The following is a 17,881-nucleotide window of genomic DNA, read 5'->3' as shown; positions in this document are numbered from 1 at the left end:
CAAGCCTTCTCCTCGATTTGTGCAACGAAGCCGCATGAATTCGAACAAAAAAACCAGCGGCGTTGTTCAAATTGGTGGATGCACCAACTCGCTTGAAAAATAGGCGTTTCTTCCAGAAGTGCTTACCAAAAAGGACCGAATGACTTGAAAACCCCGAATTGATCGTCAAACTTCTCGCATGAGTGAGTATTTTGATGAAATGTTCAACAGCGATGGATCGCTCCGAGGTCCATACGAAGAGATCGGTCGTTGGTTTGATGCGGAAGATGTATCGCGGCTAAGAGCTAAGCAGCGCGAGGCTGAGGAAGTCTTCAGGCTGACGGGCATAACCTTTAATGTCTACGGAAAAGCGGAAGCAGAGGAACGGTTGATACCGTTTGATATCGTGCCGCGCGTCATTTCCGCACGAGAGTGGCAGCGGCTGGAACGCGGCATCGAACAAAGGGTGCGGGCAATCAATGCCTTTCTTCACGACATCTACCACCGCCAAGAAATCGTAAGGGCCGGACGTGTACCGGCCGAGATGATCGCCGGAAACGAAGCGTTCCTGCCGCAGATGCTCGGTGTCTCGCCGCCCGGTCAGGTTTATACGCATATCGTCGGTGTTGACCTGGTGCGAACCGGACCAGATGAGTTCTTTGTGCTTGAGGACAACGCGCGCACGCCATCCGGTGTCAGCTATATGCTGGAGAACCGGGAAACGATGCTGAAGATGTTCCCCGAGCTCTTCAGTGCCACAAATGTTCGAAATGTTTCCGACTACCCGCGAAATTTGAGGCGGTCTCTTGCAACCTGCGCACCGGCCTGTGCAGAGGGAGAGCCCACGGTCGCGGTTTTGACCCCCGGTATCTACAACTCAGCCTACTACGAACATGCGTTTCTTGCGGATCAGATGGCAGTGGAGTTGGTCGAAGGACACGATCTGAGGGTTGTCGACGGCCGCGTTTGTATGCGCACTACACGCGGCTACAAGCCTATCGACGTACTGTATCGACGGGTCGATGACGATTTCTTAGACCCGCTGAATTTCAACCCTGATAGCGCGCTGGGCGTTCCTGGCATCCTGGATGTCTACCGCGCGGGGGGCATCACTATTGCGAACGCTCCGGGCACAGGAATTGCGGATGATAAGGCAATCTACTCCTACATGCCTGAAATCGTTGAATTCTACACGGGCGAAAAACCTCTGCTTCAAAATGTACCCACCTGGCGTTGCAGCGATCCAGAGTCTCTGTCCTACGTGCTGGACAACCTGTCCGACCTCGTGGTCAAGGAAGTACATGGGTCTGGCGGTTACGGCATGTTGATTGGCCCTACGGCCAGCAAGAAAGAGATTTCAGCTTTCCGTGAAAAGCTGAAGAAGAGACCCGGGAACTATATAGCTCAGCCGACTCTGTCGCTTTCAACGGTTCCAATTTTCGCGCGCTCGGGGCTCGCACCCAGGCACGTTGATCTGCGCCCCTTTGTTTTGGTGTCTCCAGATGGGGTTAATATCACGCCCGGCGGTTTGACACGCGTGGCGCTGAAGAAAGGGTCGCTCGTCGTGAACTCAAGTCAGGGCGGCGGGACCAAAGACACCTGGGTTCTGGAGGACTGACCATGCTGGGAAAAACTGCTGGCGGGTTGTTCTGGATGTCCCGTTACCTCGAACGGGCGGAAAACACGGCGAGGCTGCTTGAAACAGGTCAGAGGATGGCATTGACCCGTTCCAAGAACTCTGCCGAAGAATGGGGCTCTGTACTGAAAACGGCTGGTGTTTTGGATGGATACCACGCCAAGTACGATGACATTTCAAAAGACAACGCTGTGGATTGGGTGTTGCGCGATGCCGACAACCCATCCTCGATCAAGTCGGTCATCAAACAGGCAAGGAACAACGCACGCCTTGTTCGAACCGCACTGACCCACGATGTTTGGAGCGCGGTAAACGCAAGTTGGATGCAAATTGACGAGGCGATGAAGCGCCGCGTGAATGAGCGCGACTTGCCGGCCATGCTGGAGCTTATTCGCCACCAGGCCGCATTGGTCCGTGGCGCCACTTTGGGCACCATGCTGCGCAATGATATTTTCGATTTCACCCGCATCGGCACTTTTGTCGAACGGGCCGATAACACGGGGCGCATATTGGACGTGAAGTACTACGTTCTGTTGCCCACGGCGTTCTCAGTCGGCTCGTCACTGGACAACATCCAGTGGGAAAGCATCCTTCGCTCCGTCGGTGCTGGCGGCGGTTATCGAATGACCCACGGTCAGAAAACCCGACCGTCTGACATCGCTGAGTTTTTGATCTTGGATGAGCGGATGCCCCGCAGTCTTCACTTTTGTTGTAGAAAGATTCAAGAAAACCTGTCCTACCTGAAGAAAGACTATGGCTTTGCGGGTCCGTCATGCGCCGCGTCAAATGCACTGTACGAGAAATATCTGGACCAGAAGATATCTGATATCTTTGAGTTGGGGCTTCATGAATACATTCAGGATTTTCTGAAAGATCTCGGCAACTTAAGTCGCCAGATCGAGATTGACTACCGGTTCTATGAGTAGCCCATGAAACTGCACATTCGCCATGAGACACGATACGATTTCGACGCGCCGGTCCCCTTTGGACTCCAGCAGCTTAGAAAAACGCCAAAGTCATTTCGCAACCAGACCATTGAACGCTGGAGCACTGAAGTTATCGGAGGGGTCAAAGAGCTGAGCTTTGAAGACTACCACCGCAACACAGTGGAATTGATCAGTTTCGAAGCAAATACCCAAAGCATTTCCTTGATATCCGAAGGCGTTGTGGCGGTGGAAGACACACATGGTGTCCTGGGACGCCACGAAGGGTCGACACCGCTGTGGCTTTTTAATCGGAGCACGCCTCAGACAACGCCAGGAAAAGGGGTTGCCGACGTGATCGGCGCGCTGCCTGAAGGCGAACCGCTTCAACAGATGCACGCCTTGTCCGAAAGAATTCGATCTCGGGTCACCTATGAAGTTGGAAGTTCGCATCCGGGTTGGAGTGCTGAAGAGGCCCTCGCGGCTGGGTGCGGCGTGTGCCAGGACCATGCGCATATCTTCATTACCTGCGCTCGACAGATCGGACTGCCAGCTCGCTATGTTTCGGGTTACCTGATGATGAACGAAACGGAGCTGCAGGACGCGACCCATGCCTGGGCCGAAGTGCATTTGGACGGGCTCGGATGGGTGGGATTTGACGTTTCCAACGGGATCTCGCCTGATCATCGTTACGTACGCGTCGCAACCGGTCTGGACTATGCCCAAGCTGCGCCGGTAATAGGGAACCGAATTGGGACAGCGGGCGAGCAATTGACAGTACAGTTGCAAGTCGCACAGCAGTAACGGAGAACTTAATGACCTATGCTGTGGGCATGCGGCTGAACCGCGGACTGGTGTTCATGTCCGATACGCGGACGAATGCAGGCGTCGATAACATTTCGACCTTCAACAAGATGTTCAACTGGACGGTGGAAGGTGAGCGGTCGATCACTCTGCTGACCGCAGGCAACCTGGCAACCACTCAGGCCACAGTAAGCCTGCTTGAGGAGCGTACAAAGGCGCCGGAAGATCGTTCTCCCTCGATTCTGGAAGCGCCGACAATGTTTCAGGTCGCGCAACTGGTGGCGGCTACACTGAACGATGTCATCGAAGAGCACGCCCGGTCTGGGCAACAAGCTGACAGCGCCTTTCACGCGACACTCATTCTGGGTGGGCAGATTAAGGGTGGGCCGTCTCGATTGTTCCTTATCTACCCCGAAGGCAACTTTATCGAGGCAGGCGACGACACCCCATTCTTTCAGATCGGAGAGACAAAATACGGCCGCCCAATTCTGGTGCGTGCCTACGATCCCGAAATGAGCTTTCCAGAGACCGTGAAACTCTTGCTCGTCAGCTTCGATTCCACGATCAAGGCAAACTTGTCTGTTGGGGCACCGTTGGATCTACTGCTTTACGATGAAGACAGCCTTGAGGCTGGCACGAGGTCCAGGTTTGAGAATGACGATCAGTACTTTCGAACGATATCGGAAGGTTGGGGCGACGCCTTGAAGTCTGCCTTGTCCAAACTTCCAGAATACAAAGCGGTGTAAGAGCGAAATAGTCGATCCTCGGCTTAGTCCGCGCCCAGGTCATTGCCTGCTCATAGTTCACGCCCTCGCACTAATGTCTGTTGTTGCGCCTGCCGCCGCAGCAACTTGAAGGTTGGACGAACTGCCGCAAAGGGCCGTCGGTGTTTTGGGCTGCATGCGCGGTATAATTGCCCCAAAAGCGCGACCTTCACCTTAGAGCTGAGCGACATTCCACATCTGTCACCGTTCAGAAAGGGTGCCGTGCCCACGGTTCCAAATGCCGCCCAGAGCGCCGCCGGGGGCGGCATTTGATTGACATTTTGGGGATTTTGGCGCAGAATAATAGCATATTTTATTAACATTAACCCTATTTGAAATTTGCATATCACACTTGGTCGCCATTGGTGCAAAGCGTCCTTTTTGGCGCAATTCCCAAGTGAAATCAGCAGAAGTTCATATTTAAATCGGAGGCTTGTTTCAGCTATGCCTAGTCACTTTCAATTTGTTTTCGGTCGTGTCACTCAGAAGGGAAACGGCCAACCCGTACACGGACTACTGGTTAATATTCGCGCCGTTTTTGGCGACGTCTGGCACAAGCGAGATGACTGTAAGATCGACTTGGGGTGTGTATTGACGGCCGCTGATGGCCGATTTGTGCTCACAGTAGATCCGTCAAAAATCCCTGAGGATTGTAAATGCGAAGGCCCCATGGAACTTCGGATGAAGCTGCGCGATCGCGATGGAAAGCGCATTCACAAGGCCCGGCTCAAGGTAGAAGACTGTTCCTGCAGCGAAGGCATCAATTTCGACGTTGCCGTTCCGGCAGAAGAACTCATCTGCCACCTGAACCGCCCGTTAAGCTGGGTCGTACCCGACAAGCCATTTTTACCGGACAGTATCTTGGATGACATAGAGGAAGCACTTGAGCTTGCCGATGCCGGACGGCTGCAGCGAAAGCGCGTGGACCTCTCTGAGTGCGTTCGACCTACGCTTGCGATCTTCGGTAATGCGCTTGATGACGCATGGCACGTTATGAACGGAAATATTGCTGCCAAGGGGCGATTTGTGGATGTGTTAAATGCCCTTTGCGCCACGTCGTCAATGGGTTGCAGCTGTAACGGCGCGTCCGGCGAGGACGCTGGAACCGTGTTGCAGGATATTTTTGACGAAGATTGCAACAACGACGACTGCAAACCGGTCAAATCCAAACATAAGTCGGCCTGCTGCTCCGACCCTGTCTGTCCGACGGGAAAATCCCTGATCGCCGACGAAGACATGAGCCTGATGGTATTCGCTGCGATGCATGTGTCCTGCGGTCACCGTCCAACAATGGTCAAGTATGTCGGTGCGTTGTTGGAGCAACTATGTCGTTTCCAAGTGTTAACCGCGCTACACCAAGCAGCCGTCAACCTGATCTGCAAAAAGCCTCATTCAGAGCGGCACTTTATTGATTTGTTAGAATACGTGCTGTGTATCTGCACTGGTCAGGTCCACTGCGGTCAGGTGCCTTGCTGCCACCTCTGTGTCCGTCAGCCCATTTTGGATTGCATCACAGATGCCTATCGGAACTGGTGCGGTATCGACTGCTACACCGTGACCGAGATCAACCCCGAGCGTGCTTGCCCTGGTGATACTGTCGCTATTTGCGGATGCGGCTTTGGCGAAACAGCTGGGAAAGTGCAGTTCACTCAGCATGGAACGATGAATCCCGGCCCAATCGTGGAGCCGACCTCATGGTCGGGCAAACGCATCTGCGTGGTGGTGCCCACCAGTGCGGGGTGCGGATTGACGATCATCCCGCCTGCTCAGACCATCAACGTCTGTGATCGTTTTCTGGACTACCGCATAAGCGGAAAGATGTTGGCTGAGTTCGAAGGAACAAGCGCTGATATCCTCAAGTTCATCGTCAAAGGGCATCAAAATGACGACTGTCTGTTGCCTGGCGAGGTCCTCAAAATCCGCTGGAAAGTCTGTGCCGCAGACACCGTGACAGTTCGCATCGTGAACACCGAAACCGGTGCTGTCATTGCAAAGATTGCACCGGCTCCCGATCTGGGGCGTTGGGACTTTGATCAAACCGATTTCAATCAGACGACAAAGGTACGTGTCGAAATCGTCGCGACCGGGCAATGCAAACCATCTACCGTCAGTCAGGGTCTGGACCTCGTTTTCCAGAACCCGCCGGACCTGACCATCGACGGGATAGAGGTGACTCAGGCGATCCAGTATTACCGTGCCGCCCAGCATCTGACCGATCCTGCCGATCGGGGCCCAGACAACTCGTTGCAACTGGTGGCCAATAAATCGGCTTGGGTTCGGACATATTTGCGCAGCGGGCAGGATCCGAGTTTCGACAACGGACAGCTCGGCAATGTCGGCGGCACACTTCAAGTGGAACGCCGGGTTGGCGGAGTTTGGTCCACGGTGACCAATATCCCTCCGTTCAACGCCCCGATGACAGCCCAGGACAGTTTCTCCAGCTATGACGCAGAGCGCCGCGATATCGATGCGACTCTGAACTTCATCATCCCGGCAAATGTTATGACAGGGCTATTGCGTCTTTCGATCACCGTCTCTTCGCCGGATGATTGCTATGGCGGTAGTGACGCAGCCCAACAGCTTGTCGATGTCGACCTTGAGCAAGAGTTGCGCGTTGCAGCCGTCACGATCGGCTATCAAGGCCCACCAATGGGTGGTGGAGCGAATATTGCGTTGCCAGCCCCTAACGCAGCACAGGTGGCCGCTGACACAAGTTTTGCGCTTCGGGTCTTCCCCGTGGGCAGTACGCCTAACGTGCGGATCATCGACAGTCAGACCACAACACAGGGGCTGACAAACAATATGTTCCCGGCGGGCGGATGCGATCCCAACTGGACACCAATCCTGAATTTCGTGGCCAATGCGCGCACGAATGACGGCAATCAGGGCGACTGGCTTTACTATGGTCTGGTGAATGCGGCGATCCCGCGTTCGCATGGCAACACAGGATGCGCCAGCGGCGGCAGCGGTGCTGGCCTGTCCAACAATCCGGTCACGCTCGCGCATGAATTGGGCCATCAGGCGGGCCTGCCGCATGCCCCATGCGGAGCGGTTGGCACACCGAACGCGAGCTATCCGCTGTACGAACCCTACGATACCGGCATGACAACAACCAATTCCAGCGGCAATACAGTCTATTCGGATGCGAGCATCGGCGAATACGGTCTCGACACAAATGACGGGACCATACACCGACCGGCCAACAGCGAGGATCTGATGGGCTATTGCGGCCCGCGTTGGGTTTCGATCTTTACGCACAACTACATGCTGAACCGCGCCGAATTTGACCCGGTTGCACTGGCAACGGGCGTCTCTGGCGGCAATGCGACAGGGGCAGGTGACATGGAAGTCGACCGGCAAGACCAGATACGTCCATTCGTGACGATTGTCGGAGCGGTTGACAAAGACATGCAAGCATCAGTCGCAAGCCTCGTGCGGGTTCCAACGCGGCCCCTACGGATGTCTGGCGTGCGCACTGATCTTGTTATTCAATTGATCGGCGACAACAACGAGGTGATTTCATCCGCGCCGGTTTTCACAATGGATACGCACGACGCCAATGGTGATGACTGCGGTTGCGGCGGAGGCGGCAAAAAGGATCCGGCTGAACCGCCCTACAACTTCATTGCAGCAATGGGTGATGTCGACCTCGGAACCGCAATTCGAATTTGCCAGGGTGATACGACGCTATGGGAACGCAAACGGCCGGCGCGGTCCATTCAAGTAGCATCGGCCGAAGCCAGTATTGGCAAATCTGGTATAAAGGTTTCCTGGAAAACGAATGGAGCCAAACGAGGTTATGCCCCTGATGTCTGGCTGCAATGGTCCGCTGATGGCGAACGCTGGAACGGCCTGACCGTTGGCGTGACGGGTAACTCTGTTGAGATCGACCCAGCCGTCATCCCAGCCGACAAAGTCAGGATCAGGGTACTCGCGCATGACGGCTATTCCACCGCGACGGCCGACACCAAGCCAGTTAAACTACCCGTGGCGCCGCCCGAGCTTGCTATCATTCATCCCTTGGAGGGTCAGGTGGTGCGCGCAGACAGACCGCTACACCTCTGGGGCACATTCACAGGGCGAACAACAGTAAAACCTGTTGAATGGTATCTGGACGGTAAAAAGGTCGCGAAAGATCTGGATGCCTGGGTCGATGCATCCAAACCCGGTGAGCATGTGGCAGAACTGCGCGCAAAAGGTGCGAACCGGGTAGCCGTCAAGTTTTCTACAAGTGCCCGCTAGTTGACCACCTTTGATGCGCTGCAGAACACAACGTTCCAATGATCGCATCCAGGGCTGACGCCTGAAGTCCGGCGCGCGTAAGAAGTGATTGCAGAGTCCACATGGCAAGAGGCAATACGCGCAGTGTGCTGAGGACTGAGAAAAGCGACAAAGACCTAACTTAAGAGTGTCTCATCAAAATCTGCACATCTTGGGCAGGGGAAATGCGCATTTGCCAGTCACATCTGGCGGCATGAAACGTTTGACCGCAGATAACTTGGCATGGTGCGCCTTCGCGACCGCCTCCGCAATATTGGCAGCGCAGCCTTTGCAATGGCTTGCACAAAGCTGGCTTAGCCCGGCTTACGGGTCGCACGGATACATCTATGTTCTGCTGATTTTTGGTTTGGCCGGCATGAGCCTTCTGAGCGGCCGTTCGAATGTAGCGGGCTATCAAATACCAACGATTGCCTTGTTGTTACTGGCAGCTTTGATCCGATTTTTAGGACAGGTTTTGTCGGTCAATATCCTCAGTGCTTTCGCGCTTTCATTGGATGTTTTCGCGCTGGTTGGGGTCTTGCAGCTGCATCGGCGCCCCTTCGCGCTTTCGCCATTCTGGATGGCCACTCTGTTTTTGTTTTCCTTACCAGCCGAGATGGTCTTGCAGCGCACGCTTGGCTTCTCCATCGAAATGGCAAAGGCTATTCCCCGAAAGGCAAAGAGTGAATGGCGTGACCTACATTCTGAAAGTTGTTTTTAGATTTCAAGTTCACCCGGACACTAATAGAAATTGATCGGAATGGTTTCATAGAGTCCGCACGTGATCGATTGTCTAAATTTTTTTGTTTTCAATACAGTAAGGCGCTGTATCTTGAGGCTAACGGACCAGCGTTAGCACCCGGGAGATTTCACAATGGAATTGATTACAGAACAGCTTCGCGCCTTCCCGATCATGGCATTGTTTCTTTGTCTGGGTCTTGGATACGGCGTCGGAAAGTTTCGGGTCGGCAAGTTCGAATTGGGGGGCATCGCTGGCACTTTGTTGGTGGCCGTCTTCATTGGCCAGATCGGTGGGATCAACCTTAGTACCGATGTTCAGAATGTATTCTTTTCCCTCTTCATATTCATGGTCGGTTACAATGGGGGGCCTCAGTTTTTTGCGGCCTTGAACCGAACTGCGCTGACCAAGCTACTGGCCGCGTTTATGATGACCCTCTGGGGGTTGTTTTTTGTTATCGTTGTTGCTCGATTGGCGGGCTTGGACAAAGGGCTGGCCGCGGGGCTGGCCGCTGGCGGCCTGACACAATCTGCAATCATTGGCACCGCTGGAAACGCCATAGATCTGCTTGGGCTCGCCGCTGATGAGGCGGAAAAACTGAAAACCAACATCGCCGTAGGATACTCGGTTACTTACATCTTCGGCTCAATCGGCCCGATATTGGCAGTTAGCATCATTCCCATCATCATGCGTGTCGATCTGCGGCAAGAAGCGATTAAGTTGGCTCAGAAACTCGGCGGCGGTGGTCCCAAACTAGAGGAAGGTGAGTTCCTTCCCATGAATCGGTTTGACGCCCGCGCCTATCAAGTAAATGCCGATGCAAGCATTGCCGGAAAGTCCGTCAAGGACATCGAAAGCGGCTATGATGGCGATCTGATCGTAGAACGATTGCTCCACGATGGCGCTCCTGTAGATCCGACCCCCGAAACGATAGTCAATGCCGGAGACACGGTGGTCGTCTCCGGCCTCGTCGCGACTTTGACCCAGTTCGAGGGGAGCGCCAGTGGTGAAATCGGAGAGTATCCTCCTGAACTGACTGTTGTGGAGGAACGTCGCAACGTCGTGGTCACCAACCGCAAACTGACCGGTAAAACCTTGGCAGAACTGCGCGAGGCTCTGACGGCGGATCAAAGGCGCGGTGTTCATATCTCAAAGATCACTCGCATGGGCCATGATGTTCCCGTCCTGCACAATACTGAGATCCACGCAGGTGACGAGATCAGTATTGTCGGCCACAAGGACGACCTGAATCGAGTTGCCAAAGTTGCGGGCTATGTGCCGCCTTCGGCCTCGGTCACCAATTTCATTGCGTTGGGGATTGGCGTGGCCATCGGCTATCTGATCGGAGAGATCAGTTTCGTCATCGCAGGAACGAAGGTGGCTTTGGGGTCCGGCCTCGGTTGCCTGGTTACAGGATTGATCATCGGCTATTTGCGCATCCGGCAACCCAAGATCGGCGGTATCAACCGTGGGGCCGCGAATTTCCTTCAGAGCTTTGGTTTAGCTGTGTTTGTTGGTGTTGTTGGCCTAAATGCAGGCAAACCTGCACTAGAGGCAATTCAGGAATATGGGATCATACTTCTGCTTTTGGGTGTTGTGGTTACATTGATGCCCATGATCGTGCAGTTCCCAATCAACTATTTCGCCCTACGCATTAAGAACCCGGTTGAGGCCTGTGCGGTTGTGACCGGATCACGCTCGGGCAATCCCGGTTTTGCGACACTATTAGAAAAAGCCGGGAACTCGACACCCACACCCGCCTTTACCATGACCTATGCCGTGGCCAATATCTTCCTGACACTCTGGGGGCCGTTGGTTGTGGCTTTTGTTCCGTAAGTCAGACCGCACAACAACCGGGACCCTAGCTTGGAAGCGTGAGATCAGCATGTGTGTCAACCACCACGCTGATCCGTTGCTCTACGCCGTTGCGAGATCTCAACCGTGCAAAGGCAGTCCTTTCGAGGCACGGTAGGCCTGCACGTAACCAGTGGCCACTGCGCGTACAGCTCTTCCAATCTGGCGGTAAGCACTATCATCCAAGTTGGCGAAGGATACCCGCGCCGACCAGTTCGGCGCGTCAAAGCCCGATCCATTCAGCAACACGATCCCGTGGTCCTGAGCCAGTTTGAAGGATATATCCAGCGGGTGGACATTCTCTTTGATCCACTCGACCACCTCTTCGCCCACGTATTTGCGAAGCCAGAATTCGAAGTCGATAATACCGTAGTATTTGTCGAACAGCGGATTATCCGGAACTTCGATGCCCATTCCATCGACCAACTCGTCAAAGCGATGCTTCAGAATACCCCAGCAGAATTTCTGATAGGCCTTCTCGTCGTCCACAAGCTCGACCAACGAAAACAAAGTCATCATCACTTGTTGTGGCAGCGATAGGCCAGCAGTGTGGTTCAGCGCAACATCGCGGCTGTCGGCGACGATCCGGTCGATGAACTTGAACGAGGATGGGTCAGGCGTCAGCGTTTCGTAGCGTGCGTTGACGACGGCTTTGGTTTCATCGGGAGCATCCGCTATCATCTTGTCGAAGATGTTATTCTCAGCCACCAAAATCGCGCCTAAACGCCACCCTGTGCAACCAAAATACTTGGAGTAGGAATAAACCCCGATAGTGTTCTCAGGTAGATGCCCCAAGATAGACTGAAAGTTTGGAACGAAGGTCCCATAAACATCGTCAGTCAAAATGATCAGGTCCGGGCGGCGGGTCTTTACGAACTCAACAAGCCGAGCCGAGACTTCGGGGCTGATAGCGACTGAAGACGGGTTGCCCGGGTTGACCAGAAAGAGTGCTTTGACTTTTGGGTCGGACAGAATTTCGAAATCTTCGTCGTTGAGTTGGAAGTGGTCCTCTTCTTTCGAAGATACATCCACTGTGTTCAGCCCGTAGTCTTCAAGGACCGGCATTTCCAGATAGGGCGTGAAAATCGGTGTACCCAACGCAATCGTGTCACCGGCATTCAGCAATCTCTGGTTCTTGAGCGCTTTGAAGATGTAACACATCGCTGCGGTTCCGCCCTCAACTGCATAGATATCAAACTTTGCATCCGGTCGGTGCCCCGCGCACATCGCCCACATAACGTATTCGTGGACGATCGCTTCGTTGTGTTCCATGCAACGGTCGGGCATTGGGTAATGGTCGCCGACGATACCATCGGTCAACTCGAGCACGAAATCGTCTGGCGTAAACCCAAATTTCTCAATCGCAAAATCAACGACCGCCACCAAAGTATCTGCACCAGGAGGGCCGTTTTCTTCAACCGATTTGGCGCAATACTTTTTTAACCGGTCATAGCATCCTGGCCCTTGCGGCATCCCAGCCAGACCGACCTCCGGCTCATTCCGATGGCGCTGAGCTTCTGTCATGGCGAACTGCCCCAAAAGGAAAAATGCCTCACGCGCTTTGGTGGCGATCCAGTTTGGGTTCCCTCGACCGGCATTTAGATATGGCAAAGCCATCTGCCGCGCCTCTTTTTGCGCCAACTTGATAAGTTCGTCTTTGATTTGGAAAGGACTTAGGTTTTCAAATTTATGCAGATTGAGCGATTCTGGCATGACTTCCAATCCTTGCGTTAAAACAGATGACGTAGCTCAGCGGATCGCATGCAAGGCAATGTGTCAATGAAAACAACGCTAGTTGTAGGGGTCAGTGCGCAACCGAGGATTGGGTGTCGTCATTAGAAGCTTTGGCTGCAACCTTTTTTGCAAGGTAGTCAGAGTGATAGAAATTGCGCTGAGGCTCTGAGCTGACATGCCGCGAGAAGTTGCAATGGCCGAATAGGGGGCGTCACAATCATTCTGCGTGCGTATGATAAACGCCGCTTTCTGAGGGTCTGTCGAGAAGCGTTGGGTAGCGTGCAACTCTACTGAAAGTCGCTTCACAAAACACCCGGGCTGTGAAGTTCTTGTTTACGTTGATGTCCAAGGTTTAATTCTAGGCGAACAGAAGCGTTTGCTCCTAATGGTTCGAAATCTAACCAGAATGCGGTTGTGCCAATGGGAAAGGCCAGGTGATCTGCCGAAACCAATTTTTCTGAAATTCTAAGAAAATTCCAACGAGCATTGAGCAATCGACTCAAAACTCACGTTCTTCTTGTCGCTTCAAAAGATGTGTCTCAATCAGTTGAAAAGCATATCCGATGTAGACTCTCTGCAGAAATCCGACAGCGGCGATGTCTTCACGCTCCAGTGCGTTGGCCAAATCAGAGGTCTCTCGCACCAATGAGTCGTAGGCAATTATGCCAACAATCTGTTCCATACGATGCCAGACGCTGGACGACTGGAAATATGCCTGGTTCCAGAATTCGCGCAGAGAGTGGTTTCCGATCAGAGATGTGATCAGGGTCTGTAGTCGTTGGTTCAGTTTTACGTATTCCTGAGAGTCCAGCTGCTCGCGCAACGCGACGGCTTTTTCATGGATCGAACGCGCTTCTTCGCGGTGAAATTTTGTGACAGTGATCGGCGACAAGGTTCCGATCAACTGTGCAAGCTCCATCCTCATTTCGTAAAGATGGCGGACACGTTCTGCTGAAAGCTCGATGACAACGGTGCCGACACCATTGCGCGTCTCTACTAATCCAAGATGCCCGATGCGCGCGATGGCATCTCTGACGGGGGTTCTGCTGACACCGAATTCTGTGGCAAGCGCAGCCTCTTTCAGTTGAGTGCCCGGAGGGTAGTGCGCGAAGCAGATGCGCTCCAAGATTTGTTCTTGGATCTCGTCTACGGTTGCCTTTGAGGGCGTCGCAATTCCTGAATCTGCGATAGTCACGTTTCTGATCCCTCTGGGTGCTCTTTGCTGTCTTAGACTACCAATCAGTAGTCTCTCAACAACCGACCGTACCCAGTAATTTGGTCATCAACACCCGCTTTACGCAAGACATCCCAGGCCATGGCTTGATTGGAACAAACTACGGGTTTGTTCAGGGCGTCTTCGAGCCGTTCAATGACTTCGAGTGACCGCAACGCACTGCAGCTAATAAACACGGCATCGGCCGTCCGAGAATCGACCGAATGGGCCAACTGTTCGATCACGTCCGGGCGCACACGGATCATGTCGCTGTCTTTTTCCAGATTCAGGCCGAGTATATCAGTGACATGGAACCCTTGATTTTCAAGATATTGTTTTTCTCTCAGATTCACTTCTTCCAAATAGGGTGTGCACACCGCGATCTTTTCTGCCGCAAGTGTTTTGAGAGCGCGAATGGCGGAGGTGATCAAAGAGGTCGCGATCGCGTTGGGTGCGCCTTTGCGCAGTTCGCGAAATACGTTTTCTTCTCCTAGGACCAAACTGCCGGACGTGCAGGCATAGCTGATCACATCCAGACTACCATCTGGCAACAGGGTTGACGCAGCGCGTGCCAGGTCAGCCCCGACTGCGGTCAGACTGTCAACTGTGATGCTGTCTGGAATGGCCACTCGGGTGAAATGTGCGCCGACGCCTTCTGGCATCAGTTTCATCATATCGTCTTCGATTGTCTGCTCGGTCGCGAGTAGGACGAAACCCATTTTTGCCCGTTTGTGGCGGCCCTCATCGAACATGGATCCTGGATCAATTCTCATAGCCTGCATGCACCTTAATCATTTTGTCGTGAAAATAGTGAGTAAAATTGATCATTGACATTAAGCTGTATACAGGACAACTGTCCCGCCAGCCTGATTGGGGTTCCTCAAACACAGGCCGAGATTCGATCAAAGGGAGGTACCTTCGCAAATGCAGGTGTCAAAATTTCTGAAAACTGGGGCTGTCGCGCTCGGCTTTGCCGGGTTCGCCGCGTCCAGTGTATCGGCTCAGGACATCATTCTGGGCCACGTCATGGATCAGGAACACATCTTCCACAAAGTATCCGAACAGTTCATCGAACGGCTGGACGAGCTTTCTGGTGGAACCATGTCGGTTTCTTATCACCCCGGTGGTGATCTAGGCGATTGGACATCGATCGTTGAGCAGGTCGCTCAAGGCGCTGTTCAGATGACAATGTCGTGGAACCATTCCGAACTTGATCCGCGCTGGGACGTGTCCGTTCTGGGCTATGTCGCAAACGACTGGGAGTCGGGCAAGGAAGTCTACGGTCCCGGTTCGACGATGAACGAAGTCTACAACGGCATCATGAACGACCTGGGCATGGAGTTGCTGGGTACGATTCCAACGGACTTCACGGGTTTCGTTGTGCGCAAAGGCGTTGACGTTCCCGTAAACTTCCCGGCCGATGCAGAAGGTTTCAAGATGCGCGTTCCGGGTATGCCCATGGCGATCGAGCGGTACAAAGCAACCGGCTTTTCGGCCGTTCCGATGGCATTCTCCGAGGTGCATACAGCATTGCAGACCGGCGCCATTGACGGTCGGGCTTACTCGCCGCCATCCGAAGTTCTGTTGTTCAAGGACGTGTTGAGCGCGTACGTCTTCACGCGCGAGAACTTTGAACACACCTTCTGGACTGCAAACAAAGCCTGGTTTGATGGCCTGACAGCGGAGCAGCAAGGCTGGGTGAAAGAGGCGGCCAACGAGGCTGTTACTTGGGCGTGGGAAAACGCCGAGTCCGAAAGCCCCAAGTGGTTCGAGCAGATCGAAGCGGCCGGGATTGAAGTCGTTGAACTGACCCCCGAGCAGCTGGATGCCTACCGCTCAAAGGTTGTCGCCGTCGAATACCCCTACATGGAGGAGATCATCGGCACAGAAGTGATGGGTGCCATCAAGCAGGCGGCCGGCGTGGAATAGCGCCACTTACGAACACGCGCAAAGCCCGCTTTGCGCGTGTTTCCTTTTGGGGATGGGAGGGAAAATGACGAAGGATATCTTGCATACGGACAGTCTGGACGATGTCCTGGTGCCATCGCCGATCATACCGGTGCCTGCGGCAGAGGATCGCGAACTGCCTGTCTATCGCGGCCTGGATGGCCTGTACTCGCTGGAATCCCAAGTTGCGTGGCTGATGCGAGTCATCATGTTTGTCGCAATGCTTGCCCTTGGCCTGGTCATGGCCGCGCAGGTGTTCATGCGATATGTCATTTCGTCTCCGTTTCTCGGTATCGAAGAGCTGGCACCGATGATGGCCTTGTGGATCTACTTCATCGGAATGGCGTATTGCTCCCGCGAGCGTGACCACATCGAAGGTGGTGTAATGTCGCTGATCTTTCGGAATCGAAAGACATTGCTTGCCTTCCGTTTGTTCGGGTCGATCCTCTGCCTGGTCGCACTAGTCGTTTTCGCCAAATACGCGTGGGACTTTGCGCAGTTCAACATCAACCTGAACCGTAAAAGCTCGTATATGAAATTTCCAAAGTACATGTGGGATTTCAGTATGGTCTTCGGCTTCGTGCTGATGGGTTTCTACATGCTGCTTCAGATCTTTCTCGAAGCCCGCGCCCTGAACACTGGCAAGGGAGGAGAATGACATGACGCTGTTCTTCGTTGCTATCGCAATCGTCATTGTCCTGCTGCTGATCGAAGTACCCGTCGGCTTTGCCTTCGGCATCGGTGCGCTTGTCTTTGGCACTTTACAGGGCACAGACATCTCGTTTCATGCCGGGTTCGGCTATTCGCAGGTCAGTGCCTTCTCGCTTCTTGCCATTCCGCTGTTTATCCTGTCGGGCACCCTGATGGGCGCTTCGGGGATATCCGAGCGACTCCTGGATTTCGTTAATTCCTTCGTCGGACGCACCAAGGGCGGGCTTGGCGCAGTTACTGTTGTGACTTGTGCGTTGTTTGGCGCGATTTCGGGATCGGCCTCTGCTGCGATTGCGGCCATCGGGAAAATCATGGTCCCGCGCATGATCAAGGAAGGGTATCCGCCGGGCCATGCAACTGCGCTAGTGGCTGTTTCTTCTGTTCTTGCGCTGATGATCCCACCCAGCATTCCAATGATTGTCTTCGCGATTGCGATCCGCGAGTCAGTGGCCAAGTGTTTTCTTGCAACCATGGGCCCCGGGATCCTGCTTGCCGCGACCTATTGCGCGTTGAACTTCTGGTTTCTGCGCAACAATACGACGATCACAGTTTCAGAGAAACTTTCTTTTTCCGGCACCGTGAAGGAAATCGGCCAAACCGGTAAACGTGCGAGCCTTGCGATTATCATGCCTGTGATCATTTTGGGTGGCATCTACAGCGGCATCGCCACTCCGACCGAAGCAGGGTCGATGGCGCTGGTTTATACTCTGGCCGTTGGTCTGTTGATCTACCGTACGCTGCCGTTCGACAAACTGTTTGCCTCAACAGTCGAAGCCGCACGTCTGACTGGCGCGATCCTGATGGTTCTGTTTTTCCTGTTCGTCATGAGCCGCGGTATGGTTTTGGCCAAGGTGCCGACACAGTTTGCCGATCTGTTGCTGACCATATCGGAAAACAAGATTGTCATCCTGTTGTTGATCAATCTGCTGTTGCTGATCATGGGCATGATCATCGACGACGTTTCGGGTGGAGTTCTGGCTGCGATTATCCTGCTGCCGGTAACGCAGAAGATTGGTTTGGATCCGATCCATTTCGCTGCCATTGTCGGTACAAACCTGGGATTGGGCAACATCTCTCCGCCCTGTGCACCGCTGCTTTACATGGCCGGGGGCGTCACACGACAACCCCTGTCAACCTATGTCGGCCCGACCTTGAAGTTCCTGCTGTTGGGTCACCTGCCAATGGTCTTCGTTGTTACCTTCGTGCCGCCGGTCGCTCTTTTCTTGCCGGGTCTCCTAATCTGAGGCGCGAAAACGCCGCCCGCGTGGAAGGCGGGCGGCGTTGAAATTGAAAATCGAAATGGCCGCCCATGCGACA

13 protein-coding genes are annotated in these 17,881 nt (G+C 53.9%); 10 read left to right on the top strand and 3 right to left on the bottom strand.

Translation table 11 applies throughout. The features are described 5' to 3' along the window. Window positions 1–178: 178 nt before the first annotated feature. The 7 genes from ACRZ95_RS09075 to aspT all read left to right on the top strand — a co-directional run bounded on the left by ACRZ95_RS09075 (window position 179) and on the right by aspT (window position 10,941). Complete coding sequence (locus ACRZ95_RS09075; protein ID WP_480554837.1) at window positions 179–1,597, top strand: circularly permuted type 2 ATP-grasp protein; 1,419 nt, start codon at window positions 179–181, stop codon at window positions 1,595–1,597. A 2-nt stretch (window positions 1,598–1,599) separates the two neighbouring features. Further along, a complete protein-coding gene (locus ACRZ95_RS09070; protein ID WP_170642552.1) occupies window positions 1,600–2,541 on the top strand; it encodes an alpha-E domain-containing protein in 942 nt (313 codons plus the stop codon). Between the two features lie 3 nt (window positions 2,542–2,544). Then, window positions 2,545–3,342, top strand: a complete 798-nt coding sequence (locus ACRZ95_RS09065; protein WP_170678195.1) for a transglutaminase-like domain-containing protein — start codon at window positions 2,545–2,547, stop codon at window positions 3,340–3,342. A gap of 11 nt (window positions 3,343–3,353) precedes the next feature. After that, window positions 3,354–4,088 carry a proteasome-type protease gene (locus ACRZ95_RS09060; protein WP_170678193.1) on the top strand — a complete coding sequence of 245 codons (735 nt, stop codon included), beginning with the start codon at window positions 3,354–3,356 and terminating at the stop codon, window positions 4,086–4,088. A 687-nt stretch (window positions 4,089–4,775) separates the two neighbouring features. Next, entirely contained in the window at window positions 4,776–8,348 is a 3,573-nt protein-coding gene (locus ACRZ95_RS09055) for a hypothetical protein (RefSeq protein WP_170678191.1), read from the top strand. 232 nt (window positions 8,349–8,580) lie between these two features. Next, the gene (locus ACRZ95_RS09050) at window positions 8,581–9,087 is read left to right on the top strand and encodes a hypothetical protein (RefSeq protein ID WP_170678189.1); all 507 of its coding nucleotides are present in this window, start codon (window positions 8,581–8,583) and stop codon (window positions 9,085–9,087) included. 153 nt (window positions 9,088–9,240) lie between these two features. Then, window positions 9,241–10,941 carry an aspartate-alanine antiporter gene (gene aspT / locus ACRZ95_RS09045; RefSeq protein ID WP_170638020.1) on the top strand — a complete coding sequence of 567 codons (1,701 nt, stop codon included), beginning with the start codon at window positions 9,241–9,243 and terminating at the stop codon, window positions 10,939–10,941. A 99-nt stretch (window positions 10,942–11,040) separates the two neighbouring features. On the opposite strand, the gene ACRZ95_RS09040 is transcribed toward aspT, so the two are convergent. The 3 genes from ACRZ95_RS09040 to ACRZ95_RS09030 all read right to left on the bottom strand — a co-directional run bounded on the left by ACRZ95_RS09040 (window position 11,041) and on the right by ACRZ95_RS09030 (window position 14,658). Beyond that, window positions 11,041–12,672, bottom strand: coding sequence for a bifunctional aspartate transaminase/aspartate 4-decarboxylase (locus tag ACRZ95_RS09040; protein ID WP_170678187.1), 1,632 nt, complete (start codon window positions 12,670–12,672; stop codon window positions 11,041–11,043). Between the two features lie 520 nt (window positions 12,673–13,192). After that, entirely contained in the window at window positions 13,193–13,888 is a 696-nt protein-coding gene (locus ACRZ95_RS09035; RefSeq protein WP_480554833.1) for a GntR family transcriptional regulator, read from the bottom strand. 44 nt (window positions 13,889–13,932) lie between these two features. Next, entirely contained in the window at window positions 13,933–14,658 is a 726-nt protein-coding gene (locus tag ACRZ95_RS09030) for an aspartate racemase/maleate isomerase family protein (RefSeq protein ID WP_170678185.1), read from the bottom strand. 172 nt (window positions 14,659–14,830) lie between these two features. Here ACRZ95_RS09030 and dctP point away from each other — a divergent pair, with 172 nt between their 5' ends. From dctP to ACRZ95_RS09015, 3 genes are all read left to right on the top strand, one after another. After that, window positions 14,831–15,835: a TRAP transporter substrate-binding protein DctP gene (gene dctP, locus ACRZ95_RS09025; RefSeq protein WP_170678183.1), complete on the top strand. Its 1,005-nt coding sequence runs from the start codon at window positions 14,831–14,833 to the stop codon at window positions 15,833–15,835. A gap of 64 nt (window positions 15,836–15,899) precedes the next feature. Continuing rightward, window positions 15,900–16,511: a TRAP transporter small permease gene (locus ACRZ95_RS09020; protein ID WP_170678181.1), complete on the top strand. Its 612-nt coding sequence runs from the start codon at window positions 15,900–15,902 to the stop codon at window positions 16,509–16,511. Between the two features lies 1 nt (window position 16,512). Continuing rightward, entirely contained in the window at window positions 16,513–17,808 is a 1,296-nt protein-coding gene (locus ACRZ95_RS09015) for a TRAP transporter large permease (RefSeq protein ID WP_480554830.1), read from the top strand. The last annotated feature ends 73 nt before the right edge of the window (window positions 17,809–17,881 follow it).

The organism is Ruegeria sp. AI3, assembly GCF_056541245.1.
This window is presented reverse-complemented; position numbering and strand designations above follow the sequence as displayed.

Excerpts from the sequence above, each read along its gene's own strand:
- ACRZ95_RS09065 (WP_170678195.1), top strand. The coding sequence starts at position 2,545 with ATGAAACTGCACATTCGCCATGAGACACGATACGATTTCGACGCGCCG.
- dctP (WP_170678183.1), top strand. The coding sequence starts at position 14,831 with ATGCAGGTGTCAAAATTTCTGAAAACTGGGGCTGTCGCGCTCGGCTTT.
- ACRZ95_RS09030 (WP_170678185.1), bottom strand. The coding sequence starts at position 14,658 with ATGTTCGATGAGGGCCGCCACAAACGGGCAAAAATGGGTTTCGTCCTA.
- ACRZ95_RS09075 (WP_480554837.1), top strand. The coding sequence starts at position 179 with ATGAGTGAGTATTTTGATGAAATGTTCAACAGCGATGGATCGCTCCGA.
- ACRZ95_RS09050 (WP_170678189.1), top strand. The coding sequence starts at position 8,581 with ATGAAACGTTTGACCGCAGATAACTTGGCATGGTGCGCCTTCGCGACC.
- aspT (WP_170638020.1), top strand. The coding sequence starts at position 9,241 with ATGGAATTGATTACAGAACAGCTTCGCGCCTTCCCGATCATGGCATTG.
- ACRZ95_RS09070 (WP_170642552.1), top strand. The coding sequence starts at position 1,600 with ATGCTGGGAAAAACTGCTGGCGGGTTGTTCTGGATGTCCCGTTACCTC.
- ACRZ95_RS09020 (WP_170678181.1), top strand. The coding sequence starts at position 15,900 with ATGACGAAGGATATCTTGCATACGGACAGTCTGGACGATGTCCTGGTG.
- ACRZ95_RS09055 (WP_170678191.1), top strand. The coding sequence starts at position 4,776 with ATGGAACTTCGGATGAAGCTGCGCGATCGCGATGGAAAGCGCATTCAC.
- ACRZ95_RS09015 (WP_480554830.1), top strand. The coding sequence starts at position 16,513 with ATGACGCTGTTCTTCGTTGCTATCGCAATCGTCATTGTCCTGCTGCTG.
- ACRZ95_RS09040 (WP_170678187.1), bottom strand. The coding sequence starts at position 12,672 with ATGCCAGAATCGCTCAATCTGCATAAATTTGAAAACCTAAGTCCTTTC.
- ACRZ95_RS09060 (WP_170678193.1), top strand. The coding sequence starts at position 3,354 with ATGACCTATGCTGTGGGCATGCGGCTGAACCGCGGACTGGTGTTCATG.